Origin of the sequence: Mesorhizobium sp. M1295 (assembly GCF_040318135.1) — a bacterium.
Taxonomy (GTDB): Bacteria; Pseudomonadota; Alphaproteobacteria; order Rhizobiales; family Rhizobiaceae; genus Mesorhizobium.
Map to the genome: position 1 here is coordinate 65,786 of NZ_JAMYLU010000004.1, position 16,866 is coordinate 82,651.

At 63.2% G+C, this 16,866-nt stretch carries 11 protein-coding genes and 1 pseudogene; 11 read left to right on the forward strand and 1 reads right to left on the reverse strand.

All coding sequences use genetic code 11. The annotated features are described in order from the left end of the window. Nucleotides 1–50 precede the first annotated feature (50 nt). The 7 genes and pseudogenes from thiC to NKH29_RS07730 form a co-directional block, all read left to right on the forward strand. The gene (gene thiC, locus NKH29_RS07700; RefSeq protein ID WP_352999325.1) at nucleotides 51–1,886 is read left to right on the forward strand and encodes a phosphomethylpyrimidine synthase ThiC; all 1,836 of its coding nucleotides are present in this window, start codon (nucleotides 51–53) and stop codon (nucleotides 1,884–1,886) included. Further along, the gene (gene thiO / locus NKH29_RS07705; RefSeq protein WP_023717066.1) at nucleotides 1,883–2,884 is read left to right on the forward strand and encodes a glycine oxidase ThiO; all 1,002 of its coding nucleotides are present in this window, start codon (nucleotides 1,883–1,885) and stop codon (nucleotides 2,882–2,884) included. The genes thiC and thiO overlap by 4 nt, the downstream gene beginning before the upstream one ends. Beyond that, nucleotides 2,853–3,050 (forward strand): sulfur carrier protein ThiS, encoded by a 198-nt coding sequence (gene thiS, locus NKH29_RS07710; RefSeq protein WP_023717065.1) that lies wholly within the window; start codon nucleotides 2,853–2,855, stop codon nucleotides 3,048–3,050. The genes thiO and thiS overlap by 32 nt, the downstream gene beginning before the upstream one ends. A gap of 3 nt (nucleotides 3,051–3,053) precedes the next feature. After that, nucleotides 3,054–3,827: a thiazole synthase gene (locus NKH29_RS07715; protein ID WP_352494344.1), complete on the forward strand. Its 774-nt coding sequence runs from the start codon at nucleotides 3,054–3,056 to the stop codon at nucleotides 3,825–3,827. After that, the gene (locus NKH29_RS07720) at nucleotides 3,824–4,429 is read left to right on the forward strand and encodes a thiamine phosphate synthase (protein WP_023717063.1); all 606 of its coding nucleotides are present in this window, start codon (nucleotides 3,824–3,826) and stop codon (nucleotides 4,427–4,429) included. The genes NKH29_RS07715 and NKH29_RS07720 overlap by 4 nt, the downstream gene beginning before the upstream one ends. Continuing rightward, nucleotides 4,420–5,181 (forward strand): hydroxymethylpyrimidine/phosphomethylpyrimidine kinase, encoded by a 762-nt coding sequence (locus NKH29_RS07725; protein ID WP_023717062.1) that lies wholly within the window; start codon nucleotides 4,420–4,422, stop codon nucleotides 5,179–5,181. Before NKH29_RS07720 ends, NKH29_RS07725 begins: the two co-directional genes overlap by 10 nt. Further along, nucleotides 5,177–5,320 (forward strand): annotated as a pseudogene (locus NKH29_RS07730) (ribosome small subunit-dependent GTPase A); the annotation flags it as partial. The gene NKH29_RS07725 and the pseudogene NKH29_RS07730, both read left to right, overlap by 5 nt. Nucleotides 5,321–5,548: 228 nt before the next feature. Here the strand turns inward: NKH29_RS07730 and NKH29_RS07735 are convergent. Beyond that, entirely contained in the window at nucleotides 5,549–6,826 is a 1,278-nt protein-coding gene (locus tag NKH29_RS07735) for a tyrosine-type recombinase/integrase (RefSeq protein ID WP_352515843.1), read from the reverse strand. 716 nt (nucleotides 6,827–7,542) lie between these two features. Between NKH29_RS07735 and NKH29_RS07740 the strand changes: the two genes are divergently transcribed. From NKH29_RS07740 to NKH29_RS07755, 4 genes are all read left to right on the forward strand, one after another. Next, nucleotides 7,543–8,484, forward strand: coding sequence for an ArdC family protein (locus tag NKH29_RS07740; RefSeq protein WP_023717060.1), 942 nt, complete (start codon nucleotides 7,543–7,545; stop codon nucleotides 8,482–8,484). Nucleotides 8,485–8,721: 237 nt separating this feature from the next. Further along, a complete protein-coding gene (locus NKH29_RS07745) occupies nucleotides 8,722–10,842 on the forward strand; it encodes a ParB/RepB/Spo0J family partition protein (protein WP_023717058.1) in 2,121 nt (706 codons plus the stop codon). Between the two features lie 362 nt (nucleotides 10,843–11,204). Beyond that, nucleotides 11,205–15,563 carry a strawberry notch-like NTP hydrolase domain-containing protein gene (locus NKH29_RS07750; protein WP_352483864.1) on the forward strand — a complete coding sequence of 1,453 codons (4,359 nt, stop codon included), beginning with the start codon at nucleotides 11,205–11,207 and terminating at the stop codon, nucleotides 15,561–15,563. Then, nucleotides 15,563–16,609, forward strand: a complete 1,047-nt coding sequence (locus NKH29_RS07755; RefSeq protein WP_023717056.1) for a DUF7146 domain-containing protein — start codon at nucleotides 15,563–15,565, stop codon at nucleotides 16,607–16,609. The genes NKH29_RS07750 and NKH29_RS07755 overlap by 1 nt, the downstream gene beginning before the upstream one ends. The last annotated feature ends 257 nt before the right edge of the window (nucleotides 16,610–16,866 follow it).

Here is a 16,866-nt window from a genome sequence, read left to right on the forward strand (position 1 = left end):
CTCCCGGCACAGAACTGGGTCTCCAATGCAACGAGCAAAGGAGCCTCAAGATGAATGCCCTCACCCCCGCCGTCTCGACGGGACCGCTGCCCGCCTCACGAAAAATCCACAAGCCCGGTGCCATCCACCCGCAGATCAGGGTGCCGATGCGCGAAATCTCCGTCCATCCGACGGCCGGCGAACCGCCCGTCACCGTCTACGATCCGTCCGGCCCCTATACAGACCCGACTGTCGAAACCAGCATCGAAAATGGCCTTGCACGGCTTCGCCACGAATGGATTACGGCGCGCGGCGATGTCGAGGCCTATGACGGCCGCCATGTCCGGCCGGAGGACAACGGATTCGCGACGGGCGAACGCCTGACGCCGGAATTTCCCATTCGCCATCAACCGCTCAGAGCCAAAGCAGGCAAGGCGGTGACGCAGCTTGCCTATGCGCGCGCCGGCATCATCACACCCGAAATGGAGTTCGCCGCCATCCGCGAGAACCTTTGTCGCGAGATCCTGCACGGCAAGCTTGAGCGCGACGGCGAGGCTTTCGGCGCGACACTGCCCGATTTCGTCACGCCGGATTTCGTGCGTGATGAGGTGGCGCGCGGACGCGCAATCATTCCCGCCAACATCAACCATCCCGAGAGCGAGCCGATGATCATCGGTCGCAATTTCCTGGTCAAGATCAACGCCAACATCGGCAACTCCGCCGTCACATCGTCGATGGCTGAAGAGGTCGAAAAAATGGTGTGGGCGATCCGCTGGGGCGCAGACACGGTGATGGACCTGTCGACCGGCCGCAACATCCACAACATCCGCGACTGGATCGTCCGCAACGCGCCGGTTCCGATCGGCACGGTGCCGCTCTATCAGGCGCTCGAAAAGGTCGGCGGCATCGCCGAGGACCTGACCTGGGAGGTCTACCGCGACATGCTGATCGAACAGGCCGAACAGGGCGTCGACTATTTCACCATCCATGCGGGCGTGCGGCTGCACTACATCCCGCTGACCGTTGACCGGGTCACTGGCATCGTCTCGCGCGGTGGCTCGATCATGGCCAAATGGTGCCTGCATCATCACCGGGAAAGCTTCCTCTACGAACATTTCGCCGAGATCTGCGACATTTGCCGCGCCTATGACGTGTCCTTTTCGCTGGGCGACGGCCTTCGTCCTGGCTCGATCGCCGACGCCAATGACGCAGCACAATTCGCCGAGCTGGAGACGCTCGGCGAGCTGACACAGATCGCCTGGGCGAAGGATTGCCAGGTAATGATCGAAGGCCCCGGCCACGTGCCGATGCACAAGGTCAAGGAGAACATGGACAAGCAGCTCGCCGTCTGCGGCGAGGCGCCGTTCTATACGCTTGGGCCGCTGACGACCGACATCGCGCCGGGCTACGACCACATCACCTCCGGCATCGGCGCGGCGATGATCGGTTGGTTCGGCACCGCCATGCTCTGCTACGTCACGCCCAAGGAGCATCTCGGCCTTCCCGATCGCAACGACGTCAAGATCGGCGTGATCACCTACAAGATAGCCGCCCATGCCGCCGACCTGGCAAAAGGTCATCCGGCGGCGAAAGTCAGGGATGATGCCCTTTCCCGCGCGCGCTTCGAATTCCGCTGGGAGGACCAGTTCAACCTGTCGCTCGATCCCGAAACCGCGCGGTCCTTCCACGATCAGACCTTGCCCAAGGAGGCGCACAAGCTGGCGCATTTCTGCTCGATGTGCGGGCCGAAATTCTGCTCGATGCGAATTTCCCACGACATCCGCACCGAAGCGCAGAAGGAGGGCATGGCGGCGATGGCGGCGAAATACCGCGAGGGCGGCGATCTCTACCTGCCGGCGGACGAGACCGGCGCACCGCTCATACCTCAGCCACGTGAGCCATCATGAAGGTGCTGGTCAAAGGGGCCGGCGTTGCCGGCCTCACCGCCGCCTTCGAGCTCGCCGCACGCGGCGCGGCGGTTTCCGTTGCCGAGACAAGGCCTGGCCTTGGGGGCAATGCGTCGTGGTTCGCCGGCGGCATGTTGGCGCCATGGTGCGAGCGCGAAAGCGCCGAGCAGCCGGTGCTGGATCTCGGGCGCGGTGCCGCCGACTGGTGGGATGCCGCAACCCCCGGCCAGGTGACGCGGGCCGGAACGCTGGTCGTGGCCGCGCCGCGCGATGCGGGCGAGATCGACCGCTTCGCCAGCCGCACCTCGGGCCATCGGCGTGTCGATGAAGACGAAATTGCGCTCCTGGAGCCCGACCTCGCCGGCCGCTTCCGGCGCGGATTGCTCTTCTCCGACGAGGCGCATCTCGACCCGCGTCAGGCGATGGCAGCGCTTCATGACAAGCTCGCAGCCATGGGTGTCGAGTTTCACTTCGGCACCGAGGTCTGGCATGTTTTTGGTTTCGATCATCAGATCGACTGCACGGGAATGGCAGCCATCGATGACCGGCTACGTGGCGTTCGCGGCGAAATGCTGATCCTGCGCACGCCCGACATCTCGCTGTCGCGCCCGGTCCGGCTGCTTCATCCGCGCTTTCCGCTCTATGTGGTGCCGCGCACCGGCCAGTGTTTCATGGTCGGTGCGACCATGATCGAGAGCGGGTCCGCCGAGCCGGCCACGGTGCGTTCGATGATGGAGCTTCTGGGTGCCGCCTATGCCCTCCATCCGGCATTCGGCGAGGCCGGGATCGTTGAAACCGGTGTCGGCGTCCGTCCTGCTTTTCCCGACAATCTGCCGCGTGTCGAGGCACATGGAAGCACCGTCGCAGTCAACGGGCTTTATCGCCATGGCTTTCTTCTCGCCCCTGCCATGGCGCGCCAGGCGGCCGACCTGGTCTTCCATCAAGACGGAACGAAGGAGCTTGCTCATGAAACTGACGGTCAACGGCAAAGTGCATGAGGTTGCAGCCACCACGCTGGCCGAGCTGCTTGCGGCGCTCGACTATGAAGGCGATTGGCTGGCAACGGCCGTCAACAGCGAACTCGTGCACAAAGCCAACCGGGCGGAATTCCGGTTGAGCGACGGCGACCGGATCGAAATCCTCTCACCGATGCAGGGAGGCTAGGCCATGTTCGATCTTCTCGGAACGTCGCTTGCCTCCCGCCTGCTTCTCGGCACCGCTCAATATCCATCGCCGGCCATCCTTGCCGAGGCCGTCAAGGCGTCGGGCGCTTCGGCGGTAACCGTCTCGTTACGCCGTGAGATGGCAGGCGGCAGGGCCGGCGAACAATTCTGGTCGTTGATCCGCTCGCTCGGCGTCAGAATCCTGCCCAACACTGCCGGCTGCCACTCCGTCAAGGAAGCGGTCACGACCGCGAAGATGGCGCGCGAAGTTTTCGGCACCAACTGGATCAAGCTCGAAGTGATCGGCAACCACGACACGCTGCAGCCGGACGTGTTCGGGCTGGTCGAGGCCGCCCGCATCCTGTGCGAGGACGGTTTTGATGTATTCCCCTATACCACCGACGATCTTGTCGTCGCCGAGCGACTGCTGGAGGCGGGCTGCCAGGTTCTGATGCCGTGGTGTGCACCGATCGGTTCCGCCCTCGGGCCGATCAACATTCCGGCGCTGCGCTCGATGCGCGCACATTTCCCAGGCGTTCCGCTGATCGTGGATGCGGGGCTCGGACGGCCGTCGCACGCGGCAACCGTCATGGAGCTCGGCTTTGACGCCGTACTCCTGAACACCGCAGTCGCCAAGGCGGCCGATCCGGTCGGCATGGCGCGTGCGTTCGGCAAGGCGGTCGAGGCCGGTCGTGAAGCTTTCAACTCGGGAATGCTCGAACCGCAGGACGTCGCCGTGCCGTCGACGCCGACAATTGGCAGGGCAGTTTTTTCATGAAGCTCGACCCCTTCTACCTGATCGTCGACAGCGCCGCCTGGATCGAACGGCTGGTGCCGCTTGGCGTCAAGCTGGTTCAGTTGCGCATCAAGGATAGGGACGAGGCCACGTTGCGGACGGAAATCCGCCGCGCGAACGGCGTCTGCGCGGTCCATGGTTGCCAACTGATCGTCAACGACCATTGGCGGCTCGCCATTGAGGAAGGCTGCGACTTCGTCCATCTCGGCCAAGAGGATTTGGCTGCGGCCGACCTGCTGGCGATTAAGTACCCCGGATTGAAGCTTGGGCTCAGCACGCACGATCATCTCGAACTGGAAACGGCCATCGCTGCCGAGCCCGACTATATCGCGCTCGGCCCCATCTATCCCACCGTCCTGAAGCAGATGAAATGGGCGCCGCAAGGGCTCGAGCGGATCAGCGAGTGGAAGCATCGGGTGGCGCCGATCCCATTGGTCTCCATCGGCGGCCTCAACCCCGACCGGCTCGACGGTGTCTTCGAGGCTGGTGCGGACAGCGCCGCGGTGGTCACCGACATCACCTTGAATGCCGATCCCGAAGCGCGCACGCGAGAATGGATCGAAAAGACAAAGCCATGGCGCTGAGGCGAGAACCGCATGTGCTCGTGGTCGGCGGATCAGACTCCAGCGGTGGGGCTGGAATTGCACGCGATATCGAGACGATCTCTTCCATTGGCGTGCGCACCTGCCTCGCTGTCACCGCGCTCACAGTGCAAACGCACGACGCCGTACTGGAAATCCTTCATTCGCCACCAAGCCTGGTGGCTGATCAGATGCGCGCCGCGCTGCAGGCCAACGAAGTGGCGGCAATCAAGATCGGCATGCTCGGAACAGCCGAGACCATCGCTGCGGTTGCCGCCGTACTGCGCGAAAATCGACAGGTGCCGGCAGTACTCGATCCAGTGCTGGCCTCCACCTCAGGCCGGGCGCTCTTACAGGCAGCCGCTATCGCTGTCATGAAGCGCGATCTGATGCCGCTTTGCTGCCTTGTCACGCCCAACCTTCCCGAACTGGCGCACCTTATTGGCTCCGAACTGGCAGTGGATGAGGACGATGCGCTCCGACAAGGACAAAGACTGTTGGCCGCCGGCCCTCAGGCCCTGCTGATCAAGGGTGGGCATGCCTCGGGACTCCGATCGACCGATATTTTATTACGCTCCGATCATGAACCCATCCACGTCGATACACCGCGCCTTGCCACATCAATGCGCGGAACAGGTTGCATACTGGCCAGCGCGATTGCGGCGCATCTGGCGAAGGCGAAGCCGCTTGAAGACTGCGTGCGCGAAAGCAAGCGGGTTGTCTTCGCCACGTTTCAGAGGAATGGAGCAGAATGAACCCGGCTATGCGGTACAAGCAGCTTTGGCCGCTAGTATGCTGGATCCTGAGCGTCTTGCTCGCTGGCGCAAACTCTTAGACGAAAATCGCAACAACACGGCGGTTCGAACCGGACCTCGTGGAAGCAATTCGGCCGCGGTCGCAGCGATCATTCATGAAGGAGGAGAGCTGGTCCTCTTGTTTCGAGGGGATCGGCAGCTCGTAGTTCGCAGTTTCGTTCAGTCCGGGGAGTCGGAGTGGATTCGAACGGCGTGACCGCCCAACCCAAATTAGAGAAAGTGGTGCGGGTGGCAGCGTGAACCTGCGACCCCATCGTCCCGAACGATGTGCGCTACCAGCAAAGCCGCAGCTTTTTGGGCCCGATCGTCACGCTTGCTTCGCAATGATCGCGTTTCCTTTCGAGCTTTGGGTGGGAAACATAGGGCCCCCCCTGCCGAGTTCATGTTTCATTGTCATCTGTCCTGAGACCGATTTCGTCGCCTCGGCGGCGACCTGCTTCTTGGCGATCTTCTCGGCGGCGTCTGCCTGGAAGTCGGGATGATGGTGGCCATAAGTATCGATCAGGACATCCACGGTGATGCCCAGAAAGCCCGCCGCCTGCCACATGTCGGCGCCGGCCCGCATCAGCCAGGTCGCAGCGGTGTGGCGAAGCGTGTGCGAAGTGACGTCGGGACCGAGGCCGGCTGCCTCGCGAGCTCTCCTGAAGCTCTTCTTTACCGACACCACCGGCTTTCCATTCCATTCCACGACAAAATCTTGCGATATTTTTCGGCCGATATTTGCGCTTTTGCCGCGCGCCTTGGTTCTGATATCGAGATCCGTGCACGCCCAGCGGCGGAGGTGAGCCAATAGCCGGTCCGGCAGGCGCACGGGCGGCTGGCGTTTTTTGGTCTTCTTTGCGCCATCGGCACGGCGGTAAAAGATGCCGCGGTCAAGGTCCACATAACCACGCCCTTTGGTTGGACGGACGGCGGCGCCGCAGACTGCGGCAGAGCGTGTTCCTGTATAAAGCGCGACAAGCATGAAGCGGGCGAGGTGTCGTCCGGTACGCCGGCCGCTCTCCTGGCCCTTCCATTTCTGCTTCATACGCCAAGCTGCCCAGATGAGAGCGGCCGCTTCACTGCGCGTCAACCAGCGCTCGCGTGCACCAGCCTTGTCGGGCAGGACAATCGTCGGTGCGGCAGTCGTGTAACCTTCCCTGCGATAGTAGTTGATGGCTGCACGAAAATCCTCGAGTTGGCGGCGCGCAACGGCTTCTGTGGGACAGGACGCGGCGTAGTCGCGGCAGAGTTTGCCGTTAATAGCGGCGAGGGTCTTTTCACCGAAGAAATCGAGGATGTTGTCCAGCCGAGCCGCCGTCTCTTCCGGCGCGGCATGCTTCGGTGCAACCTCTCTCAGGTAGACGCTGACGACATCGGCTATCAAGACATCTTCGGCACCGCGCGCTCGGTGGTACTTGCTGGCGATGTAGACCGCGAGCGCCTTTTCAGCTTCAGGTCCTGGATGGCCCTTTTCGCCGCTGCCAGCGCTGATGAACGTTGTTCGATCGCGGATAAACCATCCAGCTTTGTTTCGGAGTGTTCCGTCCTTTTTCCAGCTTTCGCCGCGCCAGACGAGGCGTGGCCCTTTCGACGCCCGCGGCATAGTTCCCTCATTCTGGTGATCGCCAGCAAGGTGACGTACTCCTTTCCTGCGATTAGCTCGGTTTCAAGTCGGCCGGCGTCACGTTCCTTGCGTAGGCCTGCTGCGCACATCGAGCCATCGGGAAAGGCAATTCGTGCTGCAATCGCGACGCGCAGGGGCGTGGTCTCGTCGAATTGGTCGGGGATTTTCAAAACGGAGCCCTCAGCCAATCTCTATGGTCCGATAGTTTCGCTCGGAAACAGACGGATCGCGGTTCGCATTGAGCACACTTTTCTGTCTCGCCATTCCGGATGCCCTGCCGCACGATCTTTTCTCTGAATATACGGCTGCGAAAAGCGCCGACTGGAGCGCCTGCGGCAAAGATGCTCCTTTGACCTGCTAATCGGAACGGTTGCGCTGACGCGCACTCCACGAGCCTTTCGGCTGGCTCCCCACTTCCGTGGCCGGTGGAACCGCTCCTGACTGGCTTCGGCTGTCTGTGCGGCTTCCGTTTTCATGGACTCCCTGCCGGGTCGCTTGGGCCTACTCCCGTGCGCCCGGCTTAGTGGGTTCTGCTGATCGCCTCACGCTGCGGTTTCGAATGGTGTCTTCCACCTCGGAGTTGGTCGGCAACCGAAATCTTCATTTGAGTTCATAAAGTTGGAGGGCCGCGCTTGGCGCACTGACGGGTTGAAGGCTGGGAGAGAGGCTCCCGGCGCCCGGCGCGGAGACTCGCAATGACCAAGCATCGGCACCAAGCTGCCCCGACGCGGGCCAGCGTATATGAGGACATCACCAGCAAGATCATCGGCGAGCTGGAGGCCGGTCGGCTGCCCTGGGTTCAGCCATGGGGAATGGCAGCTGCGAAGGCGCCGCTCGCCATGCCGAAGAACGCCGCCACCGACCGGCAATACTCTGGAATCAATGTCCTGATCCTCTGGGGTTCGGTGATCGAGCAGGGCTTTTCAGGACAGAGCTGGCTGACCTTCCGCCAGGCGCTCGCGCTTGGCGGTAGCGTCCGCAAGGGTGAGCATGGAACGACAGTCGTCTACGCCCATCGGTTCGTGCCCGACGACGAGAAAAAGCGTACCCGCGAAACCGGCGAGCAAGCCCGATCGATCCCATTCCTCAAACGCTTCACGGTGTTCAACGCCGCGCAGTGCGACGGGCTGCCCGACGATGTTGCGATGGCCACGCACCCGCCCCTACCCGGCCTGATCGAGCCGAAGGTCGAGAGGCTGATCAAGCAGACGGGGATCGATTTCCGGGTTGGTGGCAGCCGCGCCTTCTACGCTCCGGCCCACGATTATGTGCGGGTCCCGCCACCCCAAGCCTACTTCGAGCCGATCAATTGGCACCGGACCGCCCTGCATGAACTCGGGCACGCCACCGGTCATGCCTCACGCCTCAACCGGGATTTGTCTGGTTCCTTCGGCACCAAGAAGTATGCCTTCGAAGAGCTGGTTGCCGAGATATGTGCGGCTTTCTGTTGCGCCTCGCTGGGCATCACGCCGACCGTGCGTCACGCCGACTATATCGGCTCGTGGCTGGAGGTGCTGCGCGAGGATAACCGTGCGATCGTTCGCGCCGCCTCTCTGGCAAGCAGGGCTGCGGATTATCTCTTGGGTTTTTTGCCGGACAAAGTGGCCGCTGACGACGATCGGCGGGAGGCAGCGTAATGGCCGCCCGCTTCCAGTTCGGCGTCTTCCTGCGGATGCGTTCATGACCGAAGTCTGCCTCGATGCCGGACCCCGCTGCGGCGAAGTCGTTGCAGAGCGCCAGGACCGACCTGCTGCTCCGCGACAAGTGTCGCGTGGCTGCCGAGCACATCAGAGGGCGAGGAGTGACGGAATTCTCATGACGGGTTTGGAGGTCGAGAGAGAGGCTCTCGGCCGCCCGTCGCGGAGTACATCCCGATGGCTACTGCCGTTCAGAAGATCACCCTGTCGTCCTCGCGCGACATTCCGTTCAACAAGCTGGTGCTCTCCCAGTCCAATGTCCGGCGCGTCAAGGTCGGCATCTCGATCGAGGATCTTGCGGCCTCGATCGCCCGCCGCGGCTTGATCCAGAGCCTCAGCGTCTTGCCCGTCGTCGACAGCGACGGTAACGAGACTGGCATGTTTGAGGTGCCTGCCGGAGGCCGGCGCTTCCGCGCGCTTGAGCTGCTGGTGAAGCAAAAGCGCCTCGCCAAGACCGCCCTCGTGCCCTGTGTCGTGCGCGCCCGTCACAGCGCGATCGTTGCCGAGGAGGTGTCGCTCGCCGAGAACATTGAGCGAGCGCCGCTGCACCCGCTCGATCAGTTTCGCGCCTTCCAGGACATGCGCCAAAAAGGCATGAGCGAGGAGGAGATTGCCGCAGCCTTCTTCGTGCCGGTCAACGTTGTTAAGCAACGGCTTAGGCTGGCTTCTGTCTCCCCAGTGCTGCTCGATGTGTATGCCGATGACGGGATGACGCTGGAGCAACTCATGGCTTTCACGGTCTCTGAAGACCGCGCTCGCCAGGAGCAGATCTGGGAGGCAATCAGGGATGCCTGGTCGAAAGAGCCCTATCAAATCCGGCGCATGCTGACCGAAACGACGGTGCGCGCCTCCGACAAGCGCGCCGTCTTCGTGGGGACCGACGCCTATGAGGCCGCGGGTGGTATCGTCATGCACGACCTGTTCCAGTCGGATGACGGCGGCTGGCTGCAGGATGCAGCGCTGCTGGACCGCCTGGTCACAGAGAAGCTCAAGGCGGTTGCCCAGGAAGTTGCAGCCGAGGGTTGGAAGTGGGTCGAGGTCGCCATCAGCTTCCCCTACGACGCAACGCGTGGGCTGTATCATCTGCAGAGTGATCCGCTCGATCTCTCTGCCGAGGAGCAGGCTACCATCGATGCCCTCAACGCCGAGCATGCCAAGCTTGAAACCGAATATGAGGGTGCTGACGAGCTGCCCGAAGACGTCGATCAGCGACTCGGTGAAATCGAGACCGCGCTCGCCAATTTCGACAAGCGCCCAAGGCAATTCGATCCGGCCGACATCGCCGTCGCCGGCGCGTTCGTCAGCATCGACACTGACGGCTCACTCTCGGTCGACCGCGGCTTTCTCCGGCCTGAGGACGTGCCGCTGATGTCATTTGACGGCGCGAATGAATCGAAAAGGGACGGCAGGTCCGGAGCTGCCGACAGCTCGTCGGTGCACCGTGCCGTTGTCACCATTGGCGGCCAGGCTGTCGAGTGCGAGGAAGACGAGGACGATGCGGTCAAGCCCCTGCCGGACCGACTGATGACAGAGTTGACCGCACACCGGACACTGGCGTTGCGCGATGCGGTTGCCGGCAACCCTCACGTCGCCATGACAGCGCTCTTGCACAAGCTGGTCACTGACACGTTCCAGCACCGCACCACGAACGGGTGCCTGGAGGCCTCGATCCGTCACGTCTTCTTCCCTCTGCAGGCAGGTGACCTGAAGGACAGCCCCTCGGCGAAATCGGTGGCCGAACGCCATGAGGGCTGGAAATCGGACCTGCCGACCGAGGACGATGCACTTTGGGACTGGATCGCCTCACTTGATGAGACCAGCCGCGCGGCGTTGCTCGCCCATTGCGTCAGCTACGGCGTGAACGCGCTCCACGAGAAAGGCGACCGCTATGGCGGCGCTGTCTCGGCACACGGCGTTCGGCAGCGGATCGCGCAAGCTGATCGACTGGCACGCGCGGTCGGTCTCGATATGGTTGACGCCGGCTGGACACCGACAGTCGAAAACTATCTCGGCCGCATCACCAAGTCCCGCATTCTCGAGGCGGTGCGAGAGGCGAAGGGCGAACAGGCCGCGCAGCTAATCGAGCATCTGAAAAAGGGAGATATGGCGAAGGAAGCCGAGCGCTTGCTGACCGATAGTGGCTGGCTGCCCGAGCCGCTGCGCCTGGTCGACCTCGACGGCAGCGCTGGCGCTGATAACGGCGCCGGCACCGACGGCTATGGGGAAGAGCTGCCCGAATTCCTCTCAGACGACGATGCGCAGATTGAAGACAGCGAACCGCACATGGCCGCTGAATAGATCGCCTCGCGCGGAGCGGGTTCGGCCCGCTCCGCGCCCTTTCCTACCGCTGCCGGACGCTCACTTTCTCAGACACGGGCAAAGCTAATTGGCCGCTTCAGCCGCGTCCTTCTCGCTCGGCGGCTGCTGCCCCGCCGTCCCCACTGCGTGCCAAGATATCGCCCCGGGCTGCCAACCGCGTTGCCGCTGTCGTCGTTGGGCTGACGGCGGGTAGCGGCGCAGCGCCTGGATCGAAGAAGGATCGTTATCGGCAGGACCGCAGTCCAGAGGGGAGAGGCCGGCCAGGGCGGATTTGAGCCGGATTGGTCGAGAGAGAGGGCCGCCCGGTTCATTCCCGTTCCGCTCTCCTCGAGGTTTTCTCCATGTTTGATGTTTCTTCGAAGACTGCCGCTCCGGCAGTGCCGCTTCCGCTTGTCTCATCCCCGGCTGTCGAACCAGCTGCCGCCATCCACAGCGCGGCGCAGTTTCTTCTGCCCCATCTCGAACGCGGTCAGCGCGTCGACGTCTCGAGCCTTCGCTCGGCCATGGAAGCTGCCTTCGGTGCCTCCGATGCGTCCGGCGCATGGGACTGGAAATCAGCCTATGACGCTTGCGAAGTCGCGACGGTGCTGTTCCTGCGCAAATACGGAAAGTCGCTTTTCCGCAAAGCCGGTTCTGCGGCCGCCGCACTTCCGATGCTGGGCAAGATCGCCGGCCTGTTCCCAACTCACACGCGCCGCTCCGAAGAGACCGAAGCGCTTCAGCAGTTCAGCACCCCCATTCCGCTCGGTCTGGCGGCCGTTACTGCCGCGGCAATCACCCCTGCCGACCGCGTGCTTGAGCCCTCCGCCGGCACCGGGTTACTTGCTATTCTGGCCGAGATCAGTGGCAGCACGTTGCTGCTCAACGAACTGGCCGAGGCCCGCGCCGGGCTTCTCTCATTGCTCTTTCCGGCCATCCCCGTCACTCGCTTCAACGCAGCGCAGATCGATGATTATCTCGATCCCGGCATTGCACCAAGCGTCGTGCTGATGAACCCGCCGTTCTCGGTGCTTGCTAACGTCAGCGGCCGCGTGTCCGACGCTGCCTATCGTCACGTCGCCTCTGCGCTGGCCCGGCTCGCCGAGGGCGGGCGGCTTGTCGCAATCACTGGCGCAAATTTTTCCCCAGAGCTGCCCATCTGGCGCGAGTCCTTCGTCAGGCTCCAGGAGCGCGGTCGCGTCGTGTTCACCGCCGCGATCGACGGCGCCGTCTACGCCAGGCATGGCACCACCGTCGAGACCCGGCTGACCGTCATCGACAAACTGCCGGCCGACAAACGAGGCACCCTTCCAGCATCGGCCGGCATGGCGCCCGATGTCGCCACACTGATCGCCTGGATTGACAAGCATGTTCCCGCGCGACTGCCGGTCAGCGCTTCGGCTTTCGTGCCCGCCGTCAAGGCGACGGGGCCCACCGCGCGCGGCGTGCGCGGCTATCTCGCCAGATCCGCCGGTCCCACTCCGGTGCGCAGCCTTGCCGAGCCGGAAGGCACCGCGCTTGCTTACGAGACATTGGACTGGACGCCTGCCGAAAGTAGGCGCATCACCGATGGCATCTATGAGGAGTACGGGTTGCAGGCGATCCGCATTCCGGGCGCCCATCCGCATCCGACCAAGCTGGTCCAATCGGCGGCAATGGCATCCGTTGCCCCGCCGAAGCCGAGCTACCGGCCGATTCTTCCTGCCAAGGTTGTCAGCGACGGCCTCTTGTCCGACGCGCAGCTAGAAACAGTCATCTATGCCGGCGAGGCCCATTCGGAGTTCCTCACCGGTTCCTGGACGGTGGACGACACCTTCGACCTTGTCTCTGCCGCGCGCGACGATGCCGCGCACGCCGTGCGATTCCGCCGGGGCTTCATGCTCGGCGACGGGACGGGCGCCGGCAAGGGCCGCCAGTCAGCAGGCATCATCCTGGACAGTTGGATGCAGGGCCGCCGCAAGGCGATGTGGATCTCCAAATCCGACAAGCTGATCGAAGACGCCCAGCGCGACTGGTCTGCTCTCGGCATGGAGCGCCTGCTGGTCACGCCGCTGTTGCGGTTCCCGCGGGGCAAGGCCATCCGCCTCGATCAAGGGGTCCTATTCACCACCTACGCCACGCTGCGCTCCGACGAACGCGGTGAGAAGATCTCGCGCGTGCGGCAGATCGTCGAATGGTTGGGCACCGACTTCGACGGAGTGATCATTTTCGACGAGAGCCACGCTATGCAGAACGCGGCAGGCGGGAAGGGAGAACGCGGCGACGTCGCCGCCTCACAGCAGGGACGCGCCGGGCTCCGCCTCCAAAACGCCCTGCCGAACGCCCGCGTCGTCTATGTCTCGGCGACGGGAGCAACCACCGTCCACAACCTCGCCTACGCGCAGCGTTTGGGCCTGTGGGGTGGCGACGATTTGCCCTTTGCGACCAGGGCCGAATTTGTCGAGACGATCGAGGCTGGCGGCGTTGCCGCCATGGAAGTGCTGGCCCGAGACCTCCGCGCAATCGGTCTCTATACGGCCCGATCGCTCTCGTACGATGGTGTCGAATACGAGCTGGTCGAGCACCAGCTTACCTCCGAGCAGACCCGCATCTACGACGCCTATGCCGGAGCGTTTAGCGTCATTCATAACAATCTCGACGCCGCGATGCGGGCCGCCAACGTCACAGGCGAGACCGGGACACTGAACCGTCAGGCAAAGTCGGCTGCACGTTCGGCTTTCGAGAGCACGAAACAGCGCTTTTTCGGCCATTTGCTCACCGGCATGAAGACGCCGACCCTGATACGCTCGATCGAGCGCGATCTCCATCAAGGCCATGCCGCCGTCATCCAGATCGTCTCGACCGGCGAGGCGCTGATGGAACGGCGCCTCGCGGAAATTCCAACCGAGGAATGGAACGACGTTCGCGTCGACATCACGCCGCGCGAATATGTCCTCTCGTATCTGCAGCATTCCTTCCCCGTGCAACTCTACGAGCCGTTCACCGACAGCGAAGGCAATTTGTCGTCACGTCCGGTCTATCGTGACGGCCAGCCCGTCGAGAGCCGCGAAGCGGTCGCCCGCCGCGATCACCTCATCGAGCAACTCGCTTCACTCGCCCCCGTCCCGGGGGCACTCGATCAGATCGTACAGCGCTTCGGCACCGACCTCGTAGCGGAAGTGACAGGCCGGTCGCGCCGCATCGTGCGCAAGACCAGCACTCGAGGCATCGATCGCCTTGTCGTCGAAAACCGCGCCGGATCGGCCAATCTCGCCGAGGCACAGGCATTCATGGATGACTGCAAGCGCATATTGGTGTTTTCCGACGCCGGTGGCACTGGCCGCAGCTATCACGCTGATCTCACTGCGAAGAACCGCCGCCTTCGAGTTCACTATCTGCTCGAGCCGGGCTGGAGGGCCGATGCCGCCATCCAGGGCTTGGGGCGCACCAACCGCACGAACCAGGCGCAGCCGCCGCTGTTCCGGCCGGTTGCGACCGATGTGAAGGCTGAGAAGCGCTTTCTCTCGACGATAGCCCGGCGCCTCGACACATTGGGCGCCATTACGCGCGGCCAGCGCCAGACCGGCGGCCAGGGCCTATTTCGCCCTGAGGACAATCTGGAGTCGCACTATGCCCGCGACGCGCTGCGGCAGCTTTACCTGCTGCTGGTTCGCGGCAAGGTGGACGGCTGCTCACTCCAGATGTTCGAGGAAGCGACCGGCCTAACACTGACGGATTCCACCGGCATCAAGGACGAGCTGCCGCCGATCACGACCTTCCTCAATCGGCTGCTGGCGCTTACCATCCCGCTTCAAACCGCCCTGTTTACGGCCTTCGAGCAATTGCTGAATGCGAAAATCGAGGGCGCCATCGCCTCCGGTGCCTACGACATCGGCTTGGAAACACTGCGTGCGGAGAGCTTCGTCGTCACCGAGCGACGCGTCATCCATGTCCATGCCGCCACCGGTGCGGAAACGCGACTGCTGACCATCGCCCAGCGCAAGCGCAACCGACCCGTTTCACTTGCCGATGCCCTTGCTCAGCTTCACGATCCCCGCGCGAAGCTCCTGGTCAACAACCGATCCGGCCGCGCCGCCGTACAGGTGCCAGCGCCAGCGCTGATGCTCGACAACGGCGAGATCGAATGGCGAGTCCGGCTGATCCGGCCGATGGAGCACCATCAGGCCTCATTGAAGATGATGGCGGAGAGCCACTGGGTTGAGGCTGAGCAGGCTGCATTCGCTGACGCCTGGAGTGCCGAGACGGCTGACGTGCCCGAATTCACGGACAGCACTATCCATGTCGTTGCCGGCATGCTGCTGCCGATCTGGAAGCGTCTGCCCAGGGAATTCTCACGTGTGTACCGGCTCCAGACTGACGATGGCGAGCGCATCATCGGTCGTCAGGTCCCGCCAGCATGGATCGCGGGCGCACTGGCAACAAGCTCGCCTTCGATCACAGCCAGTGATGCTTTCGTTGCGCTTCTGGGCGGTCGAACGATCCTCGACCTCGTCGATGGTCTGCAGCTTCGGCGCAGCCGCCTCATGGGCGTCAGCCGAATCGAGCTGACGGGCTTCAACGACACAATGCGTGACCGTCTTTCGGCTTACGGCCTCTTCCGAGAGATCATCTCCTGGAAGCTGCGCATGTTCGTGCCCGCCGACGCATCTGGACCCGCAATTCTGGGCAAGTTGCTGAAGGGTTATCCAGTCCAGCGCATCGACACGCGGGAGGATGCGTGATGGCCCGCCACGATGCGTCAGAACTGGCGCACCGCCTCGGCCGGCACGCTGAGGCGGTTTGTCGCTACTATCTTTCGAACGGGCATCGCGAGGGCCGCTACTGGCTTGTCGGCGATGTGCAAAACACGCCGGGCCGCTCAATGTTCGTGCGGCTCGTCGGGTCAGCGAACGGAAAAGGAGCCGCCGGCAAGTGGGCCGATGCGGCGACTGGCGAGCATGGCGACCTTCTAGACGTCATTCGCGAAAGCCGCGGCTTCAGCAACTTCAAGGACGTTGCGAATGAAGCAATGACGTTTCTCGGCTTGCCGCATCCCGAACCAGAGCAGATTTCTCCCCGGCCGAAATCGGTAGACACGCCATCAGGATCATCGGAAGCAGCGCGTCGGCTGTTTGCGATGTCGCAGCCGATTGCGGGTACGGTCGTAGAGGCGTATCTGCGCAACCGCAGCATTGCCGCTTTGCACGGGACCGAAAGCCTGCGTTTTCACCCGCGCTGCTACTACCGGCCCCACGAACATGCGCCGACTGAGACCTGGCCGGCGATGATCGCTTCCGTCACCGATCTCGACGGCCATTTGACTGGCGCACATCGCACCTGGCTTGATCCTTCCGGCAGGGGCAAGGCACCGGTCGGTACGCCGAAGCGCGCGATGGGCGATCTTCTCGGTCACGCGGTTCGCTTTGGCCTGCCGGGCGACGTCATGGCGGGCGGCGAAGGCATCGAGACCGTCTTGTCGCTTCGGTGCATCCTGCCCGATATGGCTATGGCAGCGGCACTCTCGGCAGCCCATCTCGCTGCCATGCTGTTCCCCCTCACGCTGAGACGGCTCTACATCGTGCGCGATGCCGATCCAGCCGGCGACAGCGCGCGTGACACCTTGATCAAAAGAGCGAATGCTGCCGGGATTGAGGCGATCGTGCTCTCGCCGGCACTTGGAGACTTCAACGAAGATCTCTGTACGCTTGGCGTGGATGATCTTCGAGCACGCGCGCGTGTCCAGCTCGCCCCGCAGGACATCGCCCGTTTCATGGCAGTGGCGGGATAATTCGAAACGAACAACCTGTCCGCTGTCGCTTGCATCGCTCGAATGCCCCCCGAAGTCGGAGAGAACCGCGCCTGCGGGCCTTCGAGAGGGCGATCGGCCAGCAAACGACCCGGACCCGCAATGTCTTCGGCCGACTATTTTCCGGCGCGCTCCCAAGGGAGCGCTTTCCATCGCGAAGCAAAATAGCCGGCCTTCCCCCTCCTCCGCTGACACTCCGGCCCTTCGCTTCGCTGCGGGTGCAGGTCCGTCCCGTCCGC

Bases quoted from the DNA above. Each gene is read 5' to 3' on its own strand.
- NKH29_RS07735 (WP_352515843.1), bottom strand. From the start codon at position 6,826: ATGCCGCGGGCGTCGAAAGGGCCACGCCTCGTCTGGCGCGGCGAAAGC.
- NKH29_RS07740 (WP_023717060.1), top strand. From the start codon at position 7,543: ATGACCAAGCATCGGCACCAAGCTGCCCCGACGCGGGCCAGCGTATAT.
- NKH29_RS07720 (WP_023717063.1), top strand. From the start codon at position 3,824: ATGAAGCTCGACCCCTTCTACCTGATCGTCGACAGCGCCGCCTGGATC.
- thiO (WP_023717066.1), top strand. From the start codon at position 1,883: ATGAAGGTGCTGGTCAAAGGGGCCGGCGTTGCCGGCCTCACCGCCGCC.
- NKH29_RS07715 (WP_352494344.1), top strand. From the start codon at position 3,054: ATGTTCGATCTTCTCGGAACGTCGCTTGCCTCCCGCCTGCTTCTCGGC.
- thiC (WP_352999325.1), top strand. From the start codon at position 51: ATGAATGCCCTCACCCCCGCCGTCTCGACGGGACCGCTGCCCGCCTCA.
- NKH29_RS07750 (WP_352483864.1), top strand. From the start codon at position 11,205: ATGTTTGATGTTTCTTCGAAGACTGCCGCTCCGGCAGTGCCGCTTCCG.
- thiS (WP_023717065.1), top strand. From the start codon at position 2,853: ATGAAACTGACGGTCAACGGCAAAGTGCATGAGGTTGCAGCCACCACG.
- NKH29_RS07745 (WP_023717058.1), top strand. From the start codon at position 8,722: ATGGCTACTGCCGTTCAGAAGATCACCCTGTCGTCCTCGCGCGACATT.
- NKH29_RS07755 (WP_023717056.1), top strand. From the start codon at position 15,563: ATGGCCCGCCACGATGCGTCAGAACTGGCGCACCGCCTCGGCCGGCAC.
- NKH29_RS07725 (WP_023717062.1), top strand. From the start codon at position 4,420: ATGGCGCTGAGGCGAGAACCGCATGTGCTCGTGGTCGGCGGATCAGAC.